Origin of the sequence: Achromobacter deleyi, from assembly GCF_013116765.2 — a bacterium.
Classification (GTDB): domain Bacteria; phylum Pseudomonadota; class Gammaproteobacteria; order Burkholderiales; family Burkholderiaceae_B; genus Achromobacter; species Achromobacter deleyi_A.
The window spans coordinates 6,026,510-6,050,706 of the sequence record NZ_CP074375.1 but is presented as its reverse complement, the minus strand read 5'-3'; the positions used below and the strand labels follow the sequence as shown (position 1 = coordinate 6,050,706).

The window sequence follows — 24,197 nt, the reverse complement described above, 5'->3', positions numbered from 1 at the left end:
CGCAGCAAGCGGCGGATTTTTGCGGGCGCGCCGCGCCCGACTGCATTCGGAGTCAGCTATGTATCGCGGTATTCAGGCGATCGAACAATTCATGGAATCCATCGGCCTGACCTGGCGACCCGGCTCGACCGAAAGCGCTGAACTGCGCGTCAGCTACCGCATCGGCAATACCCGGCCCCTGGGCATCGACCGCACGCTGGTGGAGTTCCACTGCGACCCCAAGCGCGCCAAGGTGTGGGTGCCGGAATTCTCGCGCACCAGCTTTCACCAGTGGTTCGAAGTGCCCTACCAGGACTTCGAGTTCACCCCCGGCGGCTCGATGCTGAAGATCAAGGCCGCCGCCCGCGGCAACGCCCCGCCCTATAGCGTGGGCATCAAGCCGCTGGCCTGAGCTCCGCGCCCGGAACGCCGATCAGAGCTGCTTGTACATGATCGTCGTTCCATCCACCTTGGCCGCGTCGAACGGATCACGGCTAAAGCCCGGGATCACCCCCACCTTCAGATAGCCCAGCGACGCGTACAGGGGCTCGGCGCTATCGCCCGTGCGTGTATCCAGCGTGATCAGCCGGCGGCCCAGCCGGGCCGCCATGGCGTCCACCTCGCGCATCATCAGGCGAGCGATGCCCCGGCGGCGGAAGTCCGGATGCACCAGCAGCTTGCGCACCTCCGCGCGATGCGGCTGGTTCGGCGGCGTATCGGTATCCAGCTGTACCGAACCGGCTATCCGCCCGTCCTGGCACGCCACCCACAGCTTCAGCGTATCGCTGGCCACCGCAGGCAAGACCTTGCCGCGCCAGTAGGCTTGCGCATCCTCTTGCGAATACGGCAGGACAAAGCTCACGCTGGCGCCCCCATGCACGCAGGCGTGCAGCAGGCTCGCCAGCTCGGGCAGGTGGGCGGCGGCGGCATCCGCCGACAGGAGCTTCAATTCAAGGCTTGCAGATGGCATGGTGGACTCAGACGATGAAAAGCAGGTAGCGGGCGCCGCTGTGGGGCGGCGTGGCGAAGGCGCTTGCGCCAAACAATTGATAGCGCAGGCAGTCTCCTGGAAGCAGCTTATGGGCCTGGCCGTCCACCGTGATGGAGAGCTCGCCCTCCAGCATCAGCAGATGGTGTTCCAATCCCGGGCGCGGCGACTGGTCGTAGGCAATGCTGGCGTTCGCGTCCAGTTCGCACGCCAGCACCTCGCCCGCCAGGCGCTGGGCCGGCGGCGACACCGAACGCCGGCGAAAGCCCACGCTGTCGTCCACCCACACGGCCTGCGCGCGCTGCGGCACCCAGGCGACGAAGTCGTCCTCCACCAGAAGCATCAGGCGCGACATGGTCATGCCATGGGCGGCGCACAGCTTGCCCAGCACGCTGGCGGTGGGACTGACCTCGGCGTTTTCCAGGCGCGACAGCGTCGCGCGGCTGACGCCGGCGCGGCCGGCCAGATCGTCCAGGGACCAGCCGCGGTCCTGGCGCAGCGTCTTGAGCCTGGCGGCGATGCGGCGGTCCAGGTCGGGATCGGGGGAGACTGTATTTTCCATATAAGGGAATTTATCTCATATATGGAACCCACTCAAGCCCGTCTGTTCCCAATGCGCGATACAGCCGCAACCAAAACGCTACATGTCACCGGCCCCGAATTCGGCACAATACGGGTCATGCAAATGGCCAAGCCCCTATTCATGACCGTCCTCTGCGCATTTCTCACTGGTTGCTCCCTGCCGGCGCTGGATCAGCGCAGCGAGTCGCATGCGCTCACTCCCGAAGAATCTCTCGCCACCCCGCTGGGTCAGGCCATCGCGCCGCTGGCGGCGGCGCACCCTGGAAAATCGGGCATCCACCCGCTGCCCGACGCCCATGACGCCTTCGCCGCGCGCATGATGCTGGCGCGCGCGGCCGAGCGCAGCCTGGACGTCCAGTACTACATCTGGCACGCCGACATGACGGGCACCATGCTGCTGGAGGCGCTGCACGACGCCGCCGACCGCGGCGTGCGGGTGCGCCTGCTGCTGGACGACAACGGCACCGCCGGGCTGGACCAGACGCTGTCCGCGCTGGACGGACATCCGAACATCGAGGTCCGGCTGTACAACCCCTTCGTGCTGCGCTGGCCCAAGCCGCTGGGCTACGTGACGGACTTCAGCCGCCTGAACCGCCGCATGCACAACAAGTCCTTCACCGCGGACAACCAGGCCACCATCATCGGCGGCCGCAACGTGGGCGACGAGTACTTCGGCGCAACCAACGGCGTGCTCTTCACGGATCTGGACGTGCTGGCCATCGGCGCCGCGGTCAACGACGTGTCCTCGGATTTCGACCGCTACTGGGCCAGCGATTCCGCCTATCCGGTGGACCGCCTGCTCAAGAAGGCCGCGTCCAACGAACTGGACGAACTGGAAGCCGACGCCACCAAAGTCGAGCGTTCGCCCGAAGCCGCGGCCTATGCCGAGGCCATGCGCAAGCTGCCCTTCATCCGGCAGCTGCTGAAAGGCGAGCTGAGTCTGGAATGGGCGCAGACACGCATGGTCAGCGACGATCCGCGCAAAACGCTGGGCACCGCCCCGCGCGAGGCGATGCTGCCGCATCAGCTGCATGAAATCCTGGGCGAGCCGGCGACGGACCTGGCGCTGGTGTCGCCCTATTTCGTGCCTACCGCCACCGGCACGCAGGCGTTCGCGAAAATGGCGCGCAACGGCGTCAAGGTCAGAGTGCTGACCAATGCCCTGGAAGCCACCGACGTGGCGGTGGTGCATTCCGGCTACGCGAAGCACCGCAAGGACTTGCTGGCCGCCGGCGTGGAGCTGTTCGAGATGAAGCGCCAGGCGCAAGACCTCGAGCGCAACAAGAGCATGGGCCCCTTCGGCAGCTCCGGCTCCAGCCTGCACGCCAAGACCTTCGCGGTGGACGGCCAGCGCATCTTCGTGGGCTCATTCAACTTCGATCCGCGTTCGGCCAGGCTGAACACCGAACTGGGCTTCGTGATAGACAGCCCGACCTTGGCCAAGCGTATCTCTGACGCCTTCGAGCAGGAGATTCCGGGAACGGCCTACCGCGTACAGCTGGACGAGACGGGCAAGCTCTACTGGCTGGAGCAGCGCGACGGCAAGACCATCCGCCACGACACGGAGCCCGGCGCCAGCGTGTGGCAGCGGCTGTCGGTATGGATGGCCTCACTGCTGCCGCTGGAGCCGCTGCTCTAGGGCCGCAACAAGCGGAGTGGCCGGCGCGCACACCGGGCGTAGACTGGGACATGGACCTTTTCCTGCCTCAGCCACTTCCTGCCTCAGCCATCATGAACCTTCAGCCCATCGACGCCGCATTGAGCCAACGGGACTGGACCGACACGGCCGCCGCGCTGGACGCGCACGGCAGCGCCGTCCTCCCAGGTTTGCTGACCCCCGGCCAATGCGCGGATCTGGCCGACGCCTACCTGGCCGACGGCCGCTACCGCAGCCGGGTCGTGATGGCCCGGCATGGCTTTGGCCGCGGCGAGTACAAGTATTTCCGCTACCCGCTGCCCGACCTGCTGCAAGACCTGCGCAGCGCGCTGTATCCCTGTCTGGCGCCGATCGCCAACCGCTGGAACCAGCAGATGGGCATCGCGGTCCGGTATCCCGAGGAGCACGCGGCCTTCCTGGCACGGTGCCACGCGGCCGGCCAGCTGCGCCCCACGCCGCTGCTCCTGCAATATGGGCCGGGCGACTACAACTGTCTGCATCAGGACCTGTACGGCGAACACGTGTTCCCCTTGCAGGTCGCGGTGCTGCTGTCCCGGCCCGGCGTGGATTTCACCGGCGGCGAATTCGTCATGACGGAAACCGGCAGCCGCGAACAGCGCGCCGATGTCCTGCCCTTGCAGCAGGGCGATGCGCTGGTCTTCACCGTCAACCAGCGCCCGGTGCCCCGCGTGCGCGGCTGGCGCAAGGCGGCCTTGCGGCATGGCGTCAGCGAACTGCGGACAGGCCGCCGCCACACGCTGGGCATCATCTTCCACGACGCGCTCTGACATGACCTTGAACCTGGATCTCTTCGGCGGCGATGACGACGCGCAACACGGGCGCGTGCCGCTGGGCGCGCAGTCCGTGGTGCTGCGCGGTTTCGCGCTGCCCGTGATCGAGGACCTGCTGGCGGGCGTGGACGCCGTGACCGCGCAGGCGCCGTTCCGCCACATGGACACCCCCGGCGGCTACACCATGTCGGTAGCGCTGACGAACTGCGGCGAGCTGGGCTGGACGACCGATGCGAGCGGCTATCGCTACAGCCGCAGCGATCCCCTGTCCGGCCGGCCCTGGCCGGCCATGCCGGAGGCGTTCGCACGGCTGGCGCGGGACGCGGCGGCCGACGCCGGATTTCCCGGCTTCGCCCCCGACGCCTGCCTCGTCAACCGCTATGAACCGGGTTCGCGCCTGTCGCTGCACCAGGACAAGAACGAGCGCGACTACAGCGCGCCCATCGTTTCCGTATCGCTGGGGATGCCGGCCATGTTCCTGTTCGGCGGCGACGAACGCGCGGACAAGGCCGCGCGGGTGCCGCTGTTTCACGGCGACGTCGTCGTCTGGGGCGGGGTGGACAGGCTGCGCTATCACGGCGTGATGCCCTTGAAGGACCTGCCGCACCCGCGGCTGGGCAGCCTGCGCATCAACTTCACCATCCGCAAGGCGGGCTGAGCGGCCGGCATGCGTCATCCGCCGCCGGGACGCCCGCCCGCGATACCCGCTCAGGCGGCACGAAGCTGCACGCGGGGAAAGTCCACCGGCACATCGAACGCCACATTCACGTAGTTCGTGAAGAGGTTCAATGCCACATGCGCCAGGATTTCGACGATCTGCTCGTCGTTGAATCCCGCCGAACGCAGCGCCGCCACGTCGGCATCGCCCACCTGGCCATGCTGGCGCACCAGCTTCAAGGCAAAGTCCAGCGCGGCGGCGGTCTGCGGATCGTCCGCCCGGCCCGCCTGCGCCGCCGCCATCTGCTCGGCGCTGGCGCCGGCCTTCCTGCCCAGCGCGGTGTGCGCGGCCAGGCAATACTCGCAGCGGTTGCTGTCGGCCACGGCAACGGCGATCTTTTCGGCCAGCTGCGCCGGCAGCACACCGCCGCCCAGGGCGCCAAAGGCGCCCCACATGCTCTTCAGGGCGGCCGGCGAATTCGCCACGGCGCGGAACATATTGGGCGTCGCGCCGAAGGCGCCATGGATCTGGTCCAGCAAGCCCCTGCTGGCGGCCGGGGCTAGGGAAGTGTCGATAAGAGGTACGCGGGACATGATGTTTCCTTGATGGGATGAGGGAGGAAAGGACAGGCCGGTTGCCGTCTGCCTTTGCGCCAGTATGTCCGCGTCTGGAGGTATATTGGCTACCTAACGTCCACGATTCATACCTATTCGTCCAGAACCACCATGACTTCCCCCATCGACCGTCTGTCCGCCCTGCTGGAACGGTTTCGCGTGCGCGCGCAGCTGTTTCATGCGGGGCCGCTGTGCGGACTGAACCGGTTCGCCCCTGAACCCGGACGCGGCTTCCTGCACGTGCTGCGCCGCGGCGAAATGGAAGTCGCCCACCGTCCCGGCAGCGGCCTGCCCCGGCGGCTGCGCATCGCCGAACCCACCCTGCTGTTCTACCCGCGCCCGGTGCACCACGAATTCCACAATCCGCCGCAGGACGGGTCGGACTTCACCTGCGCCACGCTGCGTTTCGATGGCGGCGACCGCCATCCGCTGGTGCGTGCGCTGCCGCCCCTGATCGCGCTGCCGCTGGCGCGCGTGGACGGACTGGAACAGGCCCTGGCGCTGCTGTTCGCGGAAACGGAACAGGTGCGCTGCGGGCAACGGCTGCTGGCGGACCGCCTGTTCGAAGTGGTGCTGATCCAGCTGTTGCGCTGGCTGATCGATCACCACGAGGAAGCCGGCATCCAGGTTGGCGTCATGACGGGTTTGTCCGAGCCCCGCCTGGCGCGCGCGCTGGTCGCCATGCACGAGGCGCCCGGCGCGCCCTGGACGCTTGCCGCGCTGGCGGCGCAGGCAGGCATGTCGCGCAGCGCATTCGCCGCCGCCTTCCGGGACGTGGTGGGCCAGCCGCCCGCCGACTACCTGGCGGACTGGCGCCTGACGCTGGCCCAGTCGCGCCTGCGGGAAGGCCGCGCGGTCAAGACCATAGCCGCGGAACTGGGCTATGCCAACGCGTCGGCGCTGTCGCGCGTGTTCAGCCAGAAAATGGGCGCCTCTCCCCGGCAATGGCTGGAAGACCAGGCCGCCGCGCCCTGAAGACGCGGCGGCCGGCATGAGGGTTCCCCGCGTCTGGCAGGCCAGGCCCGGCGGCCCTACTATTGCGCACCTTCAGCCTCGTCCGTCCCGACAACCATGCGTACACGCATTGCCCTGGTTCTGCTCAGCTCCCTGATATCGGCGCCCGCCCTGTCGGCGCAACCGCCCTCCCTGGTCGTGAATTCCCTGGGAATGACCTTCGTCCACGTGCCGGCCGGCACGTTCCAGATGGGCAGCGATGAAGCGCCCGAGGCCCTGGCCGCCGCCTATCCCCAGTATCCGGCGGACCGGTTCACGCAGCTGTTCGACGAGGCGCCGGTGCATACCGTGCGCATCACGCGGCCGTTCTACCTGGAACGCACCGAAGTCACCGTGGGCCAGTTCCGGCGCTTCATCGAAGCGTCCGGCTATGTCCCGGAATCCGAGGCCGACGGCACCGGCGGCTATGGCTACAACGTCGAATACGACCCCGAAAAATCCGAGCACGGCGACGCCTTCGAGGGCCGCGACCGCCGCTACTCCTGGCGCAATCCCGGCTTTGCGCAAGGCGACGAACATCCCGTCGTGAACATCAGCTGGAACGACGCGCAGGCGCTGGCGCGATGGCTGACCCAGAAAGAGGGCCGGGTGTACCGGCTGCCCACCGAGGCCGAGTGGGAATACGCCTGCCGGGCCGGCACGCGCAGTCGCTACCAGAACGGCGACGACCCCGCGGCCATGCCCGACGTCGGCAACGGCTTTGACGCCGACGCCCAGCCGCTGTGGCCAAAATGGCAGGCCTACGCCTCGGCCCGCCATGACGGCAACACCTTTACCGCGCCCGTCGCCAGCTACGCGCCCAATGCCTTCGGGCTGTACGACATGCACGGCAACGCCTGGGAATGGGTGGCGGACTGGTATGGCGAGGACTACTACGCGCAGTCCCCCGCCGACGACCCGCAAGGCCCCGCCACCGGCAATGTGCGGGTCAGGCGCGGGGGTTCCTGGCATACGTGGGCGCTGTACACCCGGTCGTCGTACCGCAACTGGAACACCGAGGAAACGCGCTACCCGCTGGTGGGCCTGCGCCTGCTGCGCGAGGCCGACTGAACGGAAAAGCGCCCTGGCGGGTTAGCATAGCCGCACGCAAAACCTCAAAGAGAGTCCTGACATGCATTCGCTGGGCCGTCTCGTCCTTCTCGTGAACGACTACGACACCGCAATTTCCTTCTACCAAGACAAGCTGGGCATGGAGGTCTTCGCCGATATGCCCGTTGGTCAGCAACGGTACGTGCACCTGCGCCTGCCGGAGCAGCCCGCGGTCGGCGTATGGCTGCTGCAAGCCCTGACGCAGGCGCAGCGCGACCGGGTCGGCGACCAGACCGGCGGCCAGCCGGTGGGCGTGTTCTACACCGACGACGTGCTGCGCGACCACGCCCATTTCGTGACCAAGGGAGTGCGCTTCACCAAGGAGCCCGTCCATGACGACACCACTGTCTACGCCCACTTCATCGACCTGTACGGCAACGAGTTCGTGCTGGTCCAGGTGAAGAAGCAGGCGTAACGCCCCGGCGCGCAGGCTCCAGCATGACCGCGACCCAGCCGCAGCAGGACTGGATCAGGCGCGCGGCGCCTTCCAGCGACACGGAGCGCATCGAAGCCTACTTCCGCGGTCATGGCTATGACATGCACCGCCACGACACCTACGCCATCGGGCGCACCCTGTCCGGCGTGCAGAGCTTCCACTATCGCCGCGGCTGCCGGCACAGCCTGCCGGGCGGCACCATCGTGCTGCATCCCGACGAAGTCCACGACGGCCAGGCGGGCACCGACGCCGGCTTTCACTACCGCATGGTCTATGTGAAGCCGGCGCTCATCCAGCAGATCCTGGGCGGACGGCCGCTCCCCTTCATTCGCGACGGCATCTCCGCCGACCCCCGGCTGTACGCCGCCAGCGAAGCGCTGTTGCAGAGCACAACCCGCCCCATCGATCCGCTGCAGGAAGACGACGCCCTCTATGAACTGGCGCAGGCCGCCGCCGACGCGGGCTTTACCGACCAAAGCCACCTGACCCGCCGCCATGTCCAGACCTACGGCATGACGCCCGACCGCTGGCGGCGGATGCTGCAAGGCTGACCCGCCACGGCCGGCAAAACCTGCTCGATCGTACAAGACAGCACGGCGCCGGGCCGCTATCGTGGGTACTTTCCCTTCCCGCAGGTGACGCCATGCCTTCCATGCAGCCCATCAATCTCGCAGCCAAGCTGGCGCTGATCCAGGAGCACTGGATGCCCAAGGTCATTGCCGAGATGAACGACTACCAGTTCAAGCTGGCAAAGCTGAAGGGCGAATTCCTCTGGCACGCCCACCCGGACACGGACGAGACATTCATCGTCATCCAGGGCCATCTGCGCATCGAACTGCGCGACGGCCACGTCGAACTGGGCCCGGGCGAGATGACCGTCATCCCCAAGGGGGTGGAGCACAAGCCCTGCGCGCGCGACGAGGTGCAGCTCATGCTCATCGAACCGCGCGGCGTGGCGAACACGGGCGACCAGGGCGGCGAACGCCGCGCCCCCAACGATGTCTGGATCTGAGCCCCCGCGGTTCTGCTAATGTGACTTCCTACCGGGAGGAAACCATGTCCAAAGTCATGCTGATCACGGGCGGCGGCCGCGGTATCGGGGCCGCCGTCGCCAAGCTGGCCGCCCGCCGCGGATACGCGGTGGGCGTCAACTATCGCTCGCACGCCGACGCCGCCCAGGCGGTCGTGGCCGAAATCCAGCGCGGCGGCGGCTGCGCCATCGCCATCCAGGCCGACGTGTCCCAGGAAGACGAGGTCTTGCGGATGTTCCGCACGCTGGACGACCGCCTCGGCCGGATCGACGCGCTGGTCAACAATGCCGGCATCCTGGAAAAGCAGATGCGCGTGGACGACATGAGCGCCGAACGGCTGCTGCGTGTGCTGTCCACCAATGTCATAGGCGCCTTCCTGTGCGCCCGCGAAGCGGTGCGCCGGATGTCGACGCGCCACGGCGGCCAGGGTGGCGCCATCGTCAACGTGTCCTCCGCCGCCGCGCGGCTGGGCTCGCCCAATGAGTATGTGGACTACGCGGCCTCCAAGGGCGCGCTGGACACGCTGACCATCGGCCTGTCCAAGGAAGTGGCGCCAGAGGGCATACGCGTCAATGGCGTGCGTCCTGGCACGATCTACACCGAGATGCACGCCAGCGGCGGCGAGCCCGGCCGCGTCGACCGCCTGAAGAGCGTGATCCCGCTGCGCCGCGGCGGCACCGTGGACGAAGTTGCCGGCGCCATCATGTGGCTGTTCTCGGATGAAGCCGGCTACACCAGCGGCTCGTTCATCGACGTGTCGGGCGGCAGCTGAGCCCGGCCCGGGCTATTTCTTGTCAGGAGAGATCACGCGTTTTTCCTGCCCGGACGAAATACGCGCTTCGACGCGGCGCAGCACCGCCAGCACGAACAGCGCCATCAGGGTGCTGACCAGGGCGGTCGCCTCCCGCCCCATGCCGGCGGCCACGCCGATGGCGGCCGTCATCCAGATGCTGGCCGAGGTGGTCAGTCCGTGGATCTCGCGCTCGTCGCTGAGCTTGATGATGGCGCCCGCGCCCAGAAAACCGATGCCGGCGATCACGCCTTGCAGCACCCGGCTCAGGTCGCCCACCTGCATGCCCCCCTGCAGGGGCACCAGCACGAAGATGGCCGCTCCCAGCGCCACCAGCATATGCGTGCGCAGGCCGGCCGCCTTGCCGCTGCGTTCGCGTTCATAGCCCAGCAGACCGCCCAGGACGACGGCCATCCCCAGGCGCAGCACGATGCGCGTCGCCTCGCCCACATCGGGGATATCGGCGAATTCGCTACGCACCGTGGACCAGATCTCCAGCCAGATTTCCGACATCGCAGCGTCCTTGGGACCGAGGTGGAATCAGCATAGCAGGCGACGCGCGGGCGACGCTAGGCAGCACTCGCCCTGAGCTGCTCCCAATGCAGGCCATGCTTGGCCAGGTACTTGCGCAGGCGATCCGCATCGTTCACCACGCTGCGCCCTGCACGCGACGCCTGGAAAAGCTGCCGGCCCGCGTCCGACAAGCTTCGCGAACTGGCGCACACCCTCAGCACGGACTCAAGCTGCAGGCGGTCGAACAGGTCCATGGCGTCCACGCGGGCCTGGCCCAGCAGGGACGCCAGGGTCGGATTGCCGACAGCGTCGCCGCGTTCGGGCTCATCGCGCCGCCACAGCCAGCGCAGGCGTTCGATTTCAGCCTGCACCAGCTCCAGGCCGATACGCCCGCCGTCGGCCAGCGTGGCCATTCGCAAGATGCTGGAAGACAGGTCCCGGAAGTTGCCGCGCCAAGGCGCATCGGCGCCTTGCGCAAACTTCAGGTAGGCCTGGCGCGCCTCGACATTGAAGCGCACCATCTGGTGGTGCTCGCTGGCGTGCAGCGCCAGCAGATGGTCGACGTTCGGCTCGATGTCTTCGCTGCGCTGGGCCAGGCCGGGCAGATCGTACGTCCACATATTGATGCGCGCGTACAGGTCTTCACGGAAAGCGCCCGTGGCGACCTCCCGCCGCAAGTCCCGGTTGGTTCCCGCGATGAGCTGGAAGTCGCTTTCGACCTCGCGGTCGGCGCCCACCGGGTAAAAGCGCTTTTCCTCGATCGCCTTGAGCAGCATCGCCTGCTCGTCCACGCCCAGTTCGCCGATTTCGTCCAGGAACAACACGCCCTCGTGCGCGGTGCGCAGCAGGCCCGGACGATCCGCGACTGCCCCGGTGTATGCGCCCTTTCGATGACCGAAAAGGGCCGCTGCCGCCGTGTCGCCGCGCAGCGTGGCGCAATTGACCTCGACGAAGGGCCCGACGATGTGATGGCGGGCCTTCTTCAGCTCGAACATGCGGCGCGCCAGGAAGGATTTGCCCGCCCCCGTGGGCCCCGCCAGCAAGATTGCCGCGCGCGAACGCACCGCCACCCGCTCCACTTCCGCGATGAGCGCATTGAACCGCGCATTGCGCGTGGCGATGCCGCGCTTGAGGAATTCCACGGCGTCGCGTTGTTCCGCGGCAAAGCGCTGCGCGATGACGTCGTAGCGCGACAGGTCCAGGTCGATCAGCGCCAGGGTGCCCGCCATGCCGGCCTGCTCGCGGCGCGGTGGCGCCGTCTGCACCAGCACGCCGGGCAGCACGCGCGACTCCACCAGCAGGAATTGGCAGATCTGCGCGACGTGCGTGCCCGTGGTGATGTGCACCCAGTACTGCTCGCGGTCCAGGTCGAAAGGATAGGCGCGCGCCCAGCCATGCAGGCAGTTGTAGACCTCGCCAAAATCCCAGGGATCGGCCAGGTCCAGTTCGACCAGATTGACGACGGTTTCCGGAGACACCGCCGCGATGTCCGCCCGGATCACTTCGGCCAGCTTGCGGTGGCGCACGGTGTAGAGCAGTTCCATGCGCGCCACGACGCGGTCCTCGTGCTGAGTCAGCGCCACGGTGGGCCGCCACTTTTCCCAGCGCGCCGCGCCATTGCCGGCGTCCAGCTGCGTACCGATGAACCCCACCACCACGACCTGTTTCATTAGATAAATTACTAGCTATTTTTATAAGTTGATCGGATTTTAGGGGCGAGGACATCTTTGCGCAACGGCACAGCGCCTACAATTCATACCTTGCAAATCAAGGCGTTGCGGCTATTTTCCGGCCACCGGCGCAAACCTGGCACGGCATTTGCATAGAGAACGGCGGCAGCGCCGCAAGAGGAGCCGCCACCGTCATATGCAAAGGAGAACAACAATGACCTATCAACTGCACCAAGTCGCCGGCGGCGTGCCCCTGAAAATGTGGACGCGCGGCGTACCCATCGAGGACGAAGCGCGCCAGCAACTTGAAAACGCGGCCCGCCTGCCCATCATCCACAAGCACATCGCCGCCATGCCCGACGTGCACTACGGCATCGGCGCCACCGTGGGTTCGGTGATTCCCACGGTAAAGGCGGTGATTCCCGCCGCGGTCGGCGTGGACATCGGCTGCGGCATGATGGCCTGCAAGACGACACTGCACGCCAACGACCTGCCCGACAATCTGGCCCCGCTGCGCTCCGCGATCGAAAGAGCCGTACCCCATGGACTGACACCGCGCCACCACGGCCGCGACCGCGGTTCCTGGGACACGCCGCCCAGCGAAACGGACCTCGCGTGGCGCGCGCTGGCGCCGGAGTTCGAGGCCCTGTGCCAGGACTATCCGCGCCTGGCCAAGACCAACAACTACCGCCACCTGGGCACGCTGGGCACCGGCAACCACTTCATCGAGGTGTGCCTGGACGAACATGGTTCGGTGTGGTTCATGCTGCACTCCGGCTCGCGCGGCGTGGGCAACGCCATCGGCACCATGTTCATCCAACTGGCCAAGCAGGACGCCGAGCAGCACCAGCGCAACCTGCCCGACCAGGATCTGGCGTACTTCGAGGAAGGCTCCAAGTACTTCGGCGACTACGTGCGCGCCGTGGGTTGGGCGCAGAAGTTCGCGCGCGCCAACCGCGAGGTCATGATGAGCCGCGTGGTAAATGCCGTGCGCCAGGTGATCGCCAAGCCGTTCGACGCGCACATGGAAGCGGTGAACTGCCACCACAACTACGTCAGCCGCGAAACCCACTTCGGCGAAGAAGTGCTGCTGACTCGCAAGGGCGCTGTAAGCGCCAAGGCGGGGGAAATGGGCATCATCCCCGGCAGCATGGGGGCCAAGAGCTACATCGTGCGCGGCAAGGGCAACCCGGAGAGCTTCATGAGCTGCAGCCATGGCGCGGGCCGCGCCATGAGCCGCACCAAGGCCAAGAAACTGTTTACCGTGGCCGACCAGATTGCCGCAACCGAAGGCGTGGAGTGCCGTAAGGACGCCAACGTCATCGATGAAATCCCGATGGCCTACAAGGATATCGACGCGGTGATGCTGGCCCAGCAGGACCTGGTCGAAGTGGTCTACACGCTGAAGCAAGTGGTATGCGTGAAGGGTTGAACGTTTCTGCACCCGGCCCCACTGGCCGGGCGCAGCGCAATGAGTTCTCAGGAGCAAGAGAAGTGATAGAACTGGATGGTTCGGAAGGCGAAGGCGGCGGGCAAATCCTGCGCACCAGCCTGGCGCTTTCCATGATTACCGGCCGCCCGTTGCGCATTCACCGCATACGCGCCAAGCGGTCCAAGCCCGGCCTGATGCGCCAGCACCTGGCCTGCGTGCGCGCGGCCGTCGACATCAGCGGGGCGCGATGCGATGGGGCCGAATTGGGGTCGCAGGAGCTGAGCTTCACGCCAGGCGCGATCCGCGCCGGCGACTACCGCTTTGCCATCGCCAGCGCCGGCAGCTGCATGCTGGTGCTGCAAACCGTGCTGCCCGCGCTGCTGGCGGCCGACGGCCCCAGCCGGGTGGAACTGCAGGGCGGCACGCACAATCCGCTGGCCCCGTCGTTCGACTTCGTGGCGCGCGCCTATGCGCCGCTGGCGCGCAGACTGGGCGCGGGCATTGCCCTGGAACTGACGCGCCGTGGCTTCTATCCCGCCGGCGGCGGTGCGGTCACGGCGACCATCACCCCGCCGGACGGCGGCCTCAAGCCCTTGAACCTTGCGCAGCGCGGCGACGCCGTCGCCCACAGCGCGGAATGCGTCGTTGCCAGCGTGCCGCGCAGCGTCGCCCGCCGCGAGCTGGAAACACTGGGCGCCGCGCTGGACTGGCCCGCCGGGCAATTGCGCATCGTGGATGGACGCCAGAACGAAGGCCCCGGCAATGCGCTGGCCGCCGTGCTGGAATACAGCGGAGTCACCGAGGTCTTCACCGCCTTCGGCGCCAAGGGCGTCGCCGCGGAAGCCGTGGCGCACTCCCTGGCCAGGGAGGTTCGCGACTACCTGGCCAGCGACGCCGCGCTGGGCCCGCACCTCGCGGACCAGTGGCTGTTGCTGGCGGCTCTGGCGGTGCGCGACAGCGGCGAACCCACGCACTTCACCTGCAGCGAGCTCACCGGCCACACGCTCACCAATGCGTCCGTGATCGAGCGCTTTCTGCCGGTGGCCATCCGTCATGCGCCCTGCTCGCGTGGGCATCGCGTCGACGTCGCGCCGGCCTGAGGCGCGCATCCCGCGCTGGCACATTCCGGTCCATCTGGTTTACAACCTGTGAGTGCGCCGCGCTGGCGGACGCGTATCGACAGGAGCTCTACATGGACTTGCAGCTGGCGGGTAAACGCGTGCTCATCACGGGCGCTTCCAAGGGCATAGGCCTGGCCTGCGCGGTCGCCTTCGCGCGCGAAGGCGCCGAACCGATACTGGTGGCGCGCGACGATGCCGCGTTGCACGCGGCCACCACGGCGATCCGCGAACAGACTGGCAGGCAGGCCGGCGCGGTCACGCTGGACCTGGCCCAGGCAGGCGCGGCGGAGCGCCTCTGCAAGGAAGCCGGCCCCATCGACATCCTGGTGAACAACGCCGGCGCGGTGCCGGGCGGCGCGCTGGACCAGGTGCAGGACGAACGCTGGCGCGCGGGCTGGGAACTGAAGGTGCACGGTTACATCAGCCTGGCCCGCCACTACTATCCGAAGATGCGTGAGGCGGGCACGGGCGTCATTGCCAACATCATTGGCATGGCGGGATCGGCGCCGCGCGCGGACTACATCTGCGGGGCGGCGGCCAATGCCTCGCTCATCGCCTTCACGCGCGCACTGGGCGGAGAATCGCCGCGCAATGGCGTACGCGTGTTTGGCGTGAACCCGTCGCGCACCCGCACCGATCGCGTGCTGACGCTGGCGCGCCAGCGCGCCCAGGCCCGCTGGGGCGACGAATCGCGCTGGCAGGAAACACTGTCGGACCTGCCCTTCGGGCGGCTCATGGAGCCGGAGGAAGTCGCCGACATGATCGTATTCGGGGCCTCCCCGCGCGCGGGCTACCTGAGCGGCACCGTGATCGACCTGGACGGCGGCGAGCAATACGCCAGCCACGGACGCTGAGGCCCCCCGCGGCCCGCAGGCCTCAGCCCGCGACCGCCCGCCAGCCCGCCAGCAGCGACGGAAGCTGCTGCATGTCGGTGAACACGTGGGCCACGCCCACGCCGCGCAGCGCCTGCGCGCCGCTGTGGCCGTTGGCATCCGGGCTATAGCCGAACACCGTGGCCCCCGCGGCCACGCCAGCCGTGGCGCCCGTGACCGTGTCTTCGACGATGGCGCAACGCTTCGGGTCCACGCCCAGCGCCTTCGCGGCGGCCAGGTACACATCCGGGAACGGCTTGCTGCGGGGCATTTCATGGCCGCTGAAGACGCGGCCGCCAAAGCAATCAGCGATGCCTACCTTGGCCAGTTGCAGTTCCACCTTGCGCCGGTCCGCGCCCGAGGCCACGGCGATGCGGCCTTCCAGAGACTCATGCAGGGCGCGCACGGCATCCGGCGCGCCGGGGATCTCCAGCAGATCGCGGTCCAGCGCGTCGTTGCGGCGCTGGCGGAACTGGTCGAACCATTCCGGGGTGATCCTGGCGCCAGTGCGCGCCTCGATCAGCGGAAGTTCGTCCTTGACGGCTTTACCGGTAAAAATATCCATCGTTTCCGCATGCGTGATGCCCCAGCCCAGTTCGTTGAGCATCTCGGTCAGCACGCGGCTGGTGATGGGTTCGGAATCGACCAGGACGCCGTCGCAGTCGAAAAGCACGGCGTCAAAGGGAAAATCAGTCATTGCGGCAGCATAGGAGTGTCCATGAAGCCGGTAAGCATACTTCAAGCCCTTGCGGCCCCATTCAGGCGCGGCGCCACGGCAGCAAGCAGCGGAGTGCGGCGGCGCCACGCCGCGGCTAGCCTGTCCGGCCATATTGCGCGCAGCATTCAAGAATGATCATGCCCCCTGCCTTCCAACCGCTGGACAACTACGACTGGCCGCGCATCGCGCAAGAGCTGGACGCCCAGGGCTGGGCGCTGCTGCCCTCGCTATTCGCGCCGGACGACGCGCGCGGCATGGCGCAGGCAGCAATCCGCGCCGCCCGCCCGGAACCCGCGCAGGCGGGCCACGGGGACCGCTACGCGCTGCCCGATCCCCTGCCCCCGCCGCTGGCGCGGCTGCGCGCCGACTTGTACCGCCGCCTGCTTCCGGTCGCCCGCGCCTGGGCGGCGGCGCTCGGCCAGGATCTGTCCTATCCCGACGAGCTGGCGGCGTACACGCAATGGAACCGCCAGGCCGGCCAGCTGCGTACCCTGTCCGCCATCCAGCGCCTGCGCGCGGACGATTACCAGCCTCTGCTGCAGCATGCCGACGGGACTTGCGTCTTTCCGCTGCGGCTGATCGCCCTGCTGTCGGAACCCGGCCAGGACTACACCGGCGGCGAGATCGTGATGACCGAACAGCGGCCGCGCATGCAATCGCGCCCGATGGTGCTGCCCCTGCAATTGGGCGACGCCGCGGTGATCGCGGTGTCGCACCGGCCCGTCCAGGGCGCGCAAGGCATCTACCGTGTCACCGATCGCCAGGCGATCAGCCGGGTGCGCGGCGGCGAACGCCTGGGGCTGGACCTGATGCTGCACGAGGCGCCGTAGACGCTCATCCCTCCCGCGACAGAAACGGGAGCAGGTGCTCCAGGAAGGCCTCATGGCATTCCTCGGTGACGAAATGCCCGCAATCAGGAATGATCGCGCCCTGAAGATCGCGGGCGTTATCACGCATGGTGATGAGCGGCGCATCCCGGGTCGCGTGTTCGGCGCCGATGGCCAGCGTGGGCATTTCCAGCTTGCGCGCGGCGCGCAGCGTGTTCTGCCGGATGGTCTCCGGAATGGCGCGGTAGTAGGAGAACCCGCCGCGCAACCCGCCGGGCGCGGAATAGGCCTCGATATACACATCGGCCGCGACGCGGTCGCGGCGGTGCGACCACTTGTCGAACATGTACGTCAGATAGGCCTTTTCCCGGCCCGCGATCAGCGTCTCGGGCAGGTCATGCAGCTGGTTGAACATGAAATGCCAGAGGAACTTGTTCTCCTCGGGCGGCGCGAAGATCGTGGGCGCGGGCGCCAGGCCGGGAATGACCGCCTCGGTCAGCGCCAGCCGGCTCACCGCCGCCGGAAAATCGCTGGCCAGGGCATACGCCACCCACATCCCTATGTCGTGGCCCACCACCTGATACCGCGCATGGCCCAGCTGCGACATCAACTGGTGCAGCGTCGCGGCGACCGCGCCCGTGTCGTAGCCGTGCGCCGGGCGGTCGGAGTCTCCCGTCCCTGGCGGATCCACCGCGATCGCCAGGTAGCCGGCCTGCGCCAGGGCCGCCATGATGTGGCGCCAGGTGTACCAGGTCTGGGGCCAGCCCGGGATCAGCAGCACGGGCGTGCCGCTGCCCGCGAGGGCGCAGTGGATGCGGTTTCCATTCACGTTGACGTATTGATGCGTGAAGGCGCTGGAGGAAGAATTCTGGTGCGTCATTGCTTGGTTCCTGATGCGGCGTGGGCCGTTTACGCGATGCCCAGCAGGGCATTGATCTGTTGCTTGTCGATGGCGGCGCCGGCGAAATCGTCGAACACCTTGGACGTGACCGGAATGATGTGGCGGTTGATGAAATCCACGCCCTCGCGCGCGCCGGTCTCCTGGTCCTTCAGGCAGCATTCCCACTCCAGCGTGGCCCAGCCCTGGTAGTCGTAGTGCGCCAGCTTGGAGAAGATCGACTTGAAATCCACCTGCCCGTCGCCCAGCGAGCGGAAGCGCCCGGCCCGGTTTATCCACGATTGATAGCCGCCGTAGATGCCCTGCCGGCCCGTCGGGTTGAACTCCGCGTCCTTCACATGGAACATGCGGATGTGGTCCTTGTAGATGTCCAGGTATTGCAGGTAGTCGAGCTGCTGCAAGACGAAATGACTGGGGTCGAAAAGAATGGCGCAGCGCGCATGGCCGCCGACACGCTCATGGAACATTTCGAACGTGATCCCGTCGTGCAGATCTTCGCTGGGATGGATCTCGAAGCAAAGGTTCACGCCCTGCGCATCGCATTCGTCCAGCACCGGCCGCCAGCGCTTGGCAAGCTCATCGAACGCCGCCTCGATCAAGCCTTCCGGCCGCTGCGGGAACGGGAACAGGTAGGGCCACGCGAGCGACCCCGAGAACGTGCCCATATCGGTCAAGCCCAGCCTTCTGGACGCGCGCGCCGTATCCAGCAGCCCCTGCCTTGCCCATGCCGTCCTTGCCTGCGGATTGCCCCGCGCCTCGACGGGCGCGAAGTTGTCGACCATGGCGTCGTAGGCCGGATGCACGGCCAGAAGCTGGCCAAAGATATGACTGGTCAGCTCGCTGACCACCAATCCGTGGCGCGCCAGGGTGCCCACGATCTCATCGCAGTAATCCTGGCTGACCGCCGCCGTCGCGGCGTCGAAGAAGCGCTTGTCCCAGGCGGGAATCTGCAAGGCCTTGAAGCCCACGTCCGCCGCCCATTGCGCGATGGCGGGCAGGCTGTTGAACGGAGCGGCGGCATCGCTGAATTGGGCCAGGTGCAGGCTGGGGCCTTTGATCGTTTGCATGTTTTTTCATCTCAATTGTTTGTCGAACGACAAAGAATAGGCGATATGCAGCGGCGCTGCAAGCGGCCGTGATGGCGGTCGCCCCTGATCCGCGAATTTGCGATGCCGCCGAAGGCCGCCGCGCTACACTGCTTGCCAGTTCATTGCACCGAGATCGACATGGCAGGCAGACCCAGAGAATTCGACCGCGACCTGGCGCTACAGCAGGCAATGCTGGCGTTCTGGAAGCAAGGCTACGAAGGCACGTCGATGGCGGACCTGGTGGCGGCGACAGGCCTGGCGTCGGCGCGTCTTTACGCAGCCTTCGGCTCCAAGCAGGACCTGTTTCGCGAAGCGGTGGCGCGCTATGAGACGGGCGATGGCGCATTCGCCGAGAAAGCGCTGGAAGGCTCGGAAGGCGTGCGCGAGGCCATCGAGAAACTGCTGAGCGACGCCGTGACCACCTACACGAAGCGCGGCCGTCCGCAAGGCTGCATGGTGGTCTCGGCCGCCACCAACTACGCTGCCGAGAACGAAGGAGTCATGGCCTGGCTCACGACGCATCGCAAGGCGCGCACGCAGTCCATCATCGACCGGCTGGAATCCGCAATGCAGGCGGGTGAACTCAAGCCTGGCACCGACGTGCAGGCGCTGGGCGACTACTACGCGGTCGTGCTGCACGGCCTGTCCGTGCAAGCGCGGGACGGCGTGGGCAAGGGCCGGCTGCTGGCCCTGATCCCCCCTGCCCTGAGCGCGCTTGACGCCGTCACGCGCTAGGACCGGCCCGCATCAAAGGAGCCTCGCCGGCAGCCGCCGCGCCCCGATCAGTTTTCCGCCGTGATGTGGCCATCGGCCACGACCTTGGCAAACACCGCGGTCTGCGCCTTGATGAAGGCGCGGAATTCGTCCTGGCTCATGGGCTGCACTTCGCCGCCCAGTTCGCGGATGCTGGCCACGAATTTCTCGTCCTTCAGGCTGCGGCCGATGGCGTCCGCCAGCTTCTGCCGCAGTTCGGCGGGCGTGGCCGCGGGCACGAACACGCCGAACCAGTTCTCCAGCGCGTAGTCCTTGAGCGGCGCGTATTCCGCCACGGCGGGTATGTCGGGCGCAAACGATGCGCGCTGGGGCGAAGTGACCGCCAAGGGCTTGACCTTGCCGCCCTTGATGAAGGGCAAGGCACCCGCCAGGCTGACGAAGGTCAGGTCCACGCTGCCCGCGGCCACGTCCACCAGCTGCGCCGACGCGCCCTTGTACGGCACGTGCACCATCTTGATCCCCGCCAGCGACTGCAGCAGTTCGCCGTTCAGATGCTGCGGATTGCCCACGCCGCTGGTCGCATACGTCAGCTTGCCCGGATGCGCGCGGCCATAGGCCACCAGTTCCTCCACATTGGCCACCGGCAGCTTGGGATTGGCGACCAGCACGTTGGGCACGCGGGCGATCAGCGCGATCGGCGCCAGGTCTTTTTCCGGCTGGTATTGCATCTTGCCTTTGAAGACCAGGGGGTTGATGGCTGTCTCGCCAGCGGACCCCAGCAGCAGGGTGGCGCCGTCCGGCGCGGCGCGCACGACCGCCTGCGCGCCCAGCATGCCGCTGGCGCCCGGCTTGTTCTCCACCACCACGCCCTGGGGCATCTCGCTGCGCAACCGTTCGGCCAGCAGCCTGCCCATGCCGTCCACCCCGCCACCGGCGGCAAAAGGCACGATCAGGGTGATGGGGCGGCCCGCGGCCGCATCGGCGGCATGGAGCGGGGAGGAGGCGGCGAGCGCCAGGGCCGCGGCGGCGGCCAGCGTGCGAATTCGGGGCATGGTGTGTCTCCTGTGGCCTCCATGAATTGCGGCCGGGTTTTTACTTAATTGCATTTTATAGATGCAATATGCAAAACTGGCAGCTATGGAAAACACCAATGCACCGCTGCGCCACGCCAGCTTCACCCTGGACGGCGCCCAGTACACCTACCTGGATCTTCCCGCCATGTACGGCGCGGAGTACTTCCGCCTGCCCGTCGTGCTGCGGCTGCTGCTGGAAAACGCGCTGCGCAACATGCGGGACGCGGAACGCGACGCCGCGGTCGCCGCGCTGTTCGGCTGGCTTGCCCACGGCACCAGCGAATCCGAGATCGCCTTCCAGCCTGGCCGCGTGCTGATGCACGACACCACCAGCACGCCTGCCCTGGTCGATATCGCCGCCATGCGCGATGCCCTGGCCGAGGCCGGCGTCGACCCCGGCGTGCTCAATCCGGTGCTGCCGGTGGACGTGTCGGTCGACCATTCGCTGGCGGTGCAAGCCTACGCGCGCGCCGATGCGGCGGCGCTGAACCTGGACCTGGAACTGCGCCGCAACGCCGAGCGCTACCGTTTCCTGCGCTGGGCGTCCAAGGCGCTGTCGAACGTGCGCATCCACCCGCCGGGCACCGGCATCATGCACACCATCAACCTGGAGCAGCTCGCCACGGTGGTCTGTCAGCAGGCAGGCCCGGACGGCATGGCGCTGCATCCCGACATGATGATCGGCACAGACAGTCATACGCCGATGATCAACGGCATCGGCGTGCTCGGCTGGGGCGTGGGCGGGCTGGAGGCGCAGACCGTCATGTTCGGCATGCCGACGATGCTGCGCATTCCCGATGTCATCGGCGTGCGCCTGACCGGCGCGCTGCAGGCCGGCGTGACGGCGACCGACCTGGCCCTGACCGTGACCCAGCGCCTGCGCGCCATCCACGTGTCCGGCGAATTCGTGGAGTTCTTCGGGCCGGGCGTCGCCACGCTGTCGGCGGGCAGCCGCTGCGTGGTGGCCAACATGGCGCCCGAATACGGAGCCACGACGGGCTACTTTCCCATCGACGGCGAAACGCTGGCCTACCTGCGCCAGACCGGCAGGCCCGAATCGCACGTGGCGCGGGTCGGCGCCTATGCCGAACGCACCGGCATCGCGCTGGATACCGCGGCCTCGCCGCGCTACACCCGGGTGATCGAGATCGCGCTGGACCGCGTGCAGATGCACGTGGCCGGGCCGAAGCGGCCGCAGGACCTGCACCCCTATGGCCACACGAAAGCCATTCTGGCCGATCAGGGCTTTACGCCCCGGACGACGGGCGGCGCCCTGCCCCGGCACGCCATCGCGATCGCCGCCATCACCAGCTGCACCAACACCTCGGACCCGCGGCTGCTGATGGCGGCGGGGCTCCTGGCTCGCAAGGCGCGCCAGGCGGGCCTGACGGTGCCGTCCTGGGTCAAGACGTCCCTGGGCCCAGGCTCGCCCGCCGCCGCCAGCTACCTGGCGCGCGCCGGCCTGCTGGACGACCTGGCCGCCGTGGGCTTCGATATCGTGGGCTATGGCTGCACCACCTGCATCGGCAACTCCGGTCCTCTGCCCGCCGCGGTGCAGGAGGCCATGACAGCCGGCACCGTCCATCCGGTGGCGGTGCTGTCCGGCAACCGCAATTTCACGGGCCGCATCCACCCGGACCTGGACCTGGGCTTCCTGATGTCGCCGCCGCTGGTCATCGCCTTCGCGCTGGCCGGCGACGCCGAGCGAGACCTCAGCCAGGAGCCCGTGCAGTTCGCGCCCGACGGCCGCGCCGTCCATCTGCACGAGCTGTGGCCCGCCGAGGCCGACATCGACGCGGCGCTGGCCGCCGGGCTGCGTCCAACCGACTATCGCGCCGCCTTCAAGATCGCCAGCGCCAATCCCGCCTGGCAAGCACTGCAATCGCCGGACTCGGCGCGTTTTCCCTGGGACCCGGCCTCGACCGCGCTGCGCCGCCCGCCGTTCGCCTCCACCGAAGCAGGCAGCCAACTGGGCCGCTACGCGGCGCATCCGCTGCTGGTGCTGGGCGACGACGTCACCACCGACCACCTGTCGCCCGCCAGCGCCATCCCGCCGGACAGCCTGATCGCCGACTTCCTGGTCGAACGCGGCGACGACCGCGACGATCTGAACGTCTTTGCCTCGCGCCGCGGCAACTGGCAAGTCATGATGCGCGCCGCCTTCTACAGCAAGAGCCTCGTGAACCTGCTCTGTCCGGAGTCCCCCGTGGGCCATACGCTGCACGCGCCCAGCGGCAGGCTGGAGCCGATCTGGGAAGCCGCCGCGCACTACGCCCAGGCATCGAACCCGGTCGTGCTGGTGGCCGGCGAGCGCTTCGGCACGGGCTCCTCGCGCGACTGGGCGGCCAAGGGCCAGCGCCTGCTGGGCATACGCGCGGTGCTGGCCGTCAGCTTTGAACGCATCCACCGGTCCAACCTGATCGGCATGGGCATCCTGCCCCTGCGCCTGCCCGACGGGATGACACCCGCCACCCTGCAGCTGCAGTCCGGCGACCGGATCGAGATCGACGCCGATGCCGCCGCGCTGGCGCCGCGCGTTTCCGTGCCGGTGCGCATCCTGCGTGCCAAGGGCGGCATCGACGCGCTGGCGGCGACCGCCGCCGTCGAGACCCGGCTGGAAGTCAGGCTGTTGCGTATGGGCGGCGTCATTCCCGCTATTCTGTCGGACACCATACTATCGGCCGTCCACACCCCATGAGCGCGCAAACCAATACCGTCACGAAAATCCTGGCGCTGATCAAGGAAGACCGCCTGCCCGAAGGCGCTCACCTGACGGCGCAGAAGATCGCCGACCGCCTGCGGCTGTCGCGTTCGCCGGTCAACGACGCGCTGGGCATCCTGGAGCAGCACGGCGTGGTGGCGCGCAAGCCCAACCGCGGCTACTTCCTGCAGCAGGACTTCGACGCCATGGCGGACGCCCCCGCCGACTTCACGCCGCCGTCCGTGGACGACATCGTGACGCAAAGCTATTTCAAGCTGGCCGACGAGCTCTTGCGCGGCGAGCTGCCCATGCAGTGCAGCGAAGCCCTGCTGCGCGCGCGCTATGCGCTGACCAACGCGCAGACGCAAGCCTTGCTGGCCCGGATTTCGCAAGAAGGCTGGGCGCAGCGCCGGCCCGGCTACGGCTGGGAATTTTCATCCATGATGACCACGCCGGACAGCCTGATGCAGTCCTACCGGCTGCGCCTGGCGCTGGAGCCGGCGGCGCTGCTGGAGCCGGGCTTTCGCATCGGCAAAGACGTGCTGGCGCGTTGCCGCGCCGCGGAGAAGCATCTGCTGGACGGCGGCATCGCCACCGACACGGCCGACCAGCTGCACGAACGCGGCGTGCGCTTTCACGAGTCGCTGGTGGAGGCTTCGGGCAACCCCTTCTTCATCGACACGATCAAGCGCGTCAACCGCGTGCGCCGACTGCTGTCCTACCGCTCCATGCAGGACCGCAGCCGCTACCAGCAGCATTGCGACCAGCATCTGGCCATCCTGGACCTGCTGGAACGCGAACGCAACGAAGAGGCCGCGGCGGCGCTGGCCAGCCACCTGCGCAGCACCCTGGACAACCTGGCCCGCATCAGCGGCATCCTGCTTTCATAGGCTGCGCGCGGCGCGCGCGGCCGTTTTCATCGTGATCTGAAGAGGCTCGCG

At 67.7% G+C, this 24,197-nt stretch carries 26 protein-coding genes; 17 read left to right on the top strand and 9 right to left on the bottom strand.

The features are described from left to right. Positions 1-58: 58 nt before the first annotated feature. Entirely contained in the window at positions 59-391 is a 333-nt protein-coding gene (locus HLG70_RS27425; RefSeq protein WP_171665109.1) for a hypothetical protein, read from the top strand. Between the two features lie 21 nt (positions 392-412). Here HLG70_RS27425 and HLG70_RS27420 read toward each other — a convergent pair whose 3' ends face one another. Beyond that, entirely contained in the window at positions 413-949 is a 537-nt protein-coding gene (locus HLG70_RS27420) for a GNAT family N-acetyltransferase (protein ID WP_171665108.1), read from the bottom strand. Between the two features lie 7 nt (positions 950-956). Next, entirely contained in the window at positions 957-1,529 is a 573-nt protein-coding gene (locus HLG70_RS27415; RefSeq protein ID WP_171665107.1) for a helix-turn-helix domain-containing protein, read from the bottom strand. Positions 1,530-1,646: 117 nt separating this feature from the next. Between HLG70_RS27415 and HLG70_RS27410 the strand changes: the two genes are divergently transcribed. From HLG70_RS27410 to alkB, 3 genes are all read left to right on the top strand, one after another. After that, complete coding sequence (locus HLG70_RS27410; RefSeq protein ID WP_171665106.1) at positions 1,647-3,188, top strand: phospholipase D family protein; 1,542 nt, start codon at positions 1,647-1,649, stop codon at positions 3,186-3,188. A gap of 92 nt (positions 3,189-3,280) precedes the next feature. Next, on the top strand, positions 3,281-3,994 hold the full coding sequence (locus HLG70_RS27405; RefSeq protein WP_171665105.1) for a 2OG-Fe(II) oxygenase: 714 nt from the start codon (positions 3,281-3,283) through the stop codon (positions 3,992-3,994). Position 3,995: 1 nt separating this feature from the next. Next, positions 3,996-4,655, top strand: coding sequence for a DNA oxidative demethylase AlkB (alkB, locus tag HLG70_RS27400; protein WP_171665104.1), 660 nt, complete (start codon positions 3,996-3,998; stop codon positions 4,653-4,655). Positions 4,656-4,705: 50 nt separating this feature from the next. On the opposite strand, the gene HLG70_RS27395 is transcribed toward alkB, so the two are convergent. Continuing rightward, a complete protein-coding gene (locus HLG70_RS27395) occupies positions 4,706-5,248 on the bottom strand; it encodes a carboxymuconolactone decarboxylase family protein (protein WP_171665103.1) in 543 nt (180 codons plus the stop codon). A 132-nt stretch (positions 5,249-5,380) separates the two neighbouring features. Between HLG70_RS27395 and HLG70_RS27390 the strand changes: the two genes are divergently transcribed. The 6 genes from HLG70_RS27390 to HLG70_RS27365 all read left to right on the top strand — a co-directional run bounded on the left by HLG70_RS27390 (position 5,381) and on the right by HLG70_RS27365 (position 9,611). Then, on the top strand, positions 5,381-6,244 hold the full coding sequence (locus HLG70_RS27390) for an AraC family transcriptional regulator (protein ID WP_171665102.1): 864 nt from the start codon (positions 5,381-5,383) through the stop codon (positions 6,242-6,244). A 96-nt stretch (positions 6,245-6,340) separates the two neighbouring features. Continuing rightward, positions 6,341-7,333: a formylglycine-generating enzyme family protein gene (locus HLG70_RS27385; RefSeq protein WP_171665101.1), complete on the top strand. Its 993-nt coding sequence runs from the start codon at positions 6,341-6,343 to the stop codon at positions 7,331-7,333. A 61-nt stretch (positions 7,334-7,394) separates the two neighbouring features. After that, positions 7,395-7,787, top strand: a complete 393-nt coding sequence (locus tag HLG70_RS27380; protein ID WP_171665100.1) for a VOC family protein — start codon at positions 7,395-7,397, stop codon at positions 7,785-7,787. Between the two features lie 23 nt (positions 7,788-7,810). Then, on the top strand, positions 7,811-8,359 hold the full coding sequence (locus tag HLG70_RS27375; RefSeq protein ID WP_171665099.1) for an AraC family transcriptional regulator: 549 nt from the start codon (positions 7,811-7,813) through the stop codon (positions 8,357-8,359). A 92-nt stretch (positions 8,360-8,451) separates the two neighbouring features. Continuing rightward, positions 8,452-8,820, top strand: a complete 369-nt coding sequence (locus HLG70_RS27370) for a cupin domain-containing protein (RefSeq protein ID WP_171665098.1) — start codon at positions 8,452-8,454, stop codon at positions 8,818-8,820. Between the two features lie 44 nt (positions 8,821-8,864). Further along, positions 8,865-9,611, top strand: coding sequence for an SDR family oxidoreductase (locus tag HLG70_RS27365; RefSeq protein WP_171665097.1), 747 nt, complete (start codon positions 8,865-8,867; stop codon positions 9,609-9,611). 12 nt (positions 9,612-9,623) lie between these two features. On the opposite strand, the gene HLG70_RS27360 is transcribed toward HLG70_RS27365, so the two are convergent. Together HLG70_RS27360 and rtcR are read right to left on the bottom strand one after the other, a co-directional pair. After that, positions 9,624-10,142: an MgtC/SapB family protein gene (locus HLG70_RS27360; RefSeq protein ID WP_171665096.1), complete on the bottom strand. Its 519-nt coding sequence runs from the start codon at positions 10,140-10,142 to the stop codon at positions 9,624-9,626. A gap of 56 nt (positions 10,143-10,198) precedes the next feature. Further along, positions 10,199-11,812, bottom strand: coding sequence for an RNA repair transcriptional activator RtcR (gene rtcR, locus HLG70_RS27355; RefSeq protein ID WP_171665095.1), 1,614 nt, complete (start codon positions 11,810-11,812; stop codon positions 10,199-10,201). A 214-nt stretch (positions 11,813-12,026) separates the two neighbouring features. On the opposite strand from rtcR, the gene HLG70_RS27350 reads away from it, so the two are divergent. The 3 genes from HLG70_RS27350 to HLG70_RS27340 all read left to right on the top strand — a co-directional run bounded on the left by HLG70_RS27350 (position 12,027) and on the right by HLG70_RS27340 (position 15,219). Then, entirely contained in the window at positions 12,027-13,244 is a 1,218-nt protein-coding gene (locus HLG70_RS27350) for an RtcB family protein (RefSeq protein ID WP_234103266.1), read from the top strand. A 62-nt stretch (positions 13,245-13,306) separates the two neighbouring features. Continuing rightward, positions 13,307-14,344: an RNA 3'-terminal phosphate cyclase gene (gene rtcA / locus HLG70_RS27345; RefSeq protein WP_171665093.1), complete on the top strand. Its 1,038-nt coding sequence runs from the start codon at positions 13,307-13,309 to the stop codon at positions 14,342-14,344. Positions 14,345-14,436: 92 nt separating this feature from the next. After that, on the top strand, positions 14,437-15,219 hold the full coding sequence (locus HLG70_RS27340; RefSeq protein WP_171665092.1) for an SDR family oxidoreductase: 783 nt from the start codon (positions 14,437-14,439) through the stop codon (positions 15,217-15,219). Between the two features lie 22 nt (positions 15,220-15,241). Here the strand turns inward: HLG70_RS27340 and HLG70_RS27335 are convergent, their stop codons facing one another. Further along, entirely contained in the window at positions 15,242-15,934 is a 693-nt protein-coding gene (locus tag HLG70_RS27335; RefSeq protein WP_171665091.1) for an HAD family hydrolase, read from the bottom strand. 158 nt (positions 15,935-16,092) lie between these two features. Here HLG70_RS27335 and HLG70_RS27330 point away from each other — a divergent pair, with 158 nt between their 5' ends. Further along, positions 16,093-16,785, top strand: a complete 693-nt coding sequence (locus HLG70_RS27330) for a 2OG-Fe(II) oxygenase (protein ID WP_171665090.1) — start codon at positions 16,093-16,095, stop codon at positions 16,783-16,785. Positions 16,786-16,789: 4 nt separating this feature from the next. Here the strand turns inward: HLG70_RS27330 and HLG70_RS27325 are convergent, their stop codons facing one another. Next, on the bottom strand, positions 16,790-17,662 hold the full coding sequence (locus HLG70_RS27325; protein ID WP_171665089.1) for an alpha/beta fold hydrolase: 873 nt from the start codon (positions 17,660-17,662) through the stop codon (positions 16,790-16,792). 29 nt (positions 17,663-17,691) lie between these two features. Further along, positions 17,692-18,747: a sugar phosphate isomerase/epimerase family protein gene (locus tag HLG70_RS27320; RefSeq protein WP_171665088.1), complete on the bottom strand. Its 1,056-nt coding sequence runs from the start codon at positions 18,745-18,747 to the stop codon at positions 17,692-17,694. Between the two features lie 159 nt (positions 18,748-18,906). Between HLG70_RS27320 and HLG70_RS27315 the strand changes: the two genes are divergently transcribed. Then, positions 18,907-19,503, top strand: a complete 597-nt coding sequence (locus tag HLG70_RS27315) for a TetR/AcrR family transcriptional regulator (RefSeq protein ID WP_171665087.1) — start codon at positions 18,907-18,909, stop codon at positions 19,501-19,503. 47 nt (positions 19,504-19,550) lie between these two features. On the opposite strand, the gene HLG70_RS27310 is transcribed toward HLG70_RS27315, so the two are convergent. Beyond that, positions 19,551-20,534 carry a Bug family tripartite tricarboxylate transporter substrate binding protein gene (locus tag HLG70_RS27310; RefSeq protein WP_171665086.1) on the bottom strand — a complete coding sequence of 328 codons (984 nt, stop codon included), beginning with the start codon at positions 20,532-20,534 and terminating at the stop codon, positions 19,551-19,553. 85 nt (positions 20,535-20,619) lie between these two features. On the opposite strand from HLG70_RS27310, the gene acnA reads away from it, so the two are divergent. Beyond that, complete coding sequence (gene acnA, locus HLG70_RS27305; protein ID WP_171665085.1) at positions 20,620-23,253, top strand: aconitate hydratase AcnA; 2,634 nt, start codon at positions 20,620-20,622, stop codon at positions 23,251-23,253. After that, the gene (locus HLG70_RS27300; protein ID WP_171665084.1) at positions 23,250-24,146 is read left to right on the top strand and encodes a GntR family transcriptional regulator; all 897 of its coding nucleotides are present in this window, start codon (positions 23,250-23,252) and stop codon (positions 24,144-24,146) included. The genes acnA and HLG70_RS27300 overlap by 4 nt, the downstream gene beginning before the upstream one ends. Positions 24,147-24,197 lie beyond the last annotated feature (51 nt).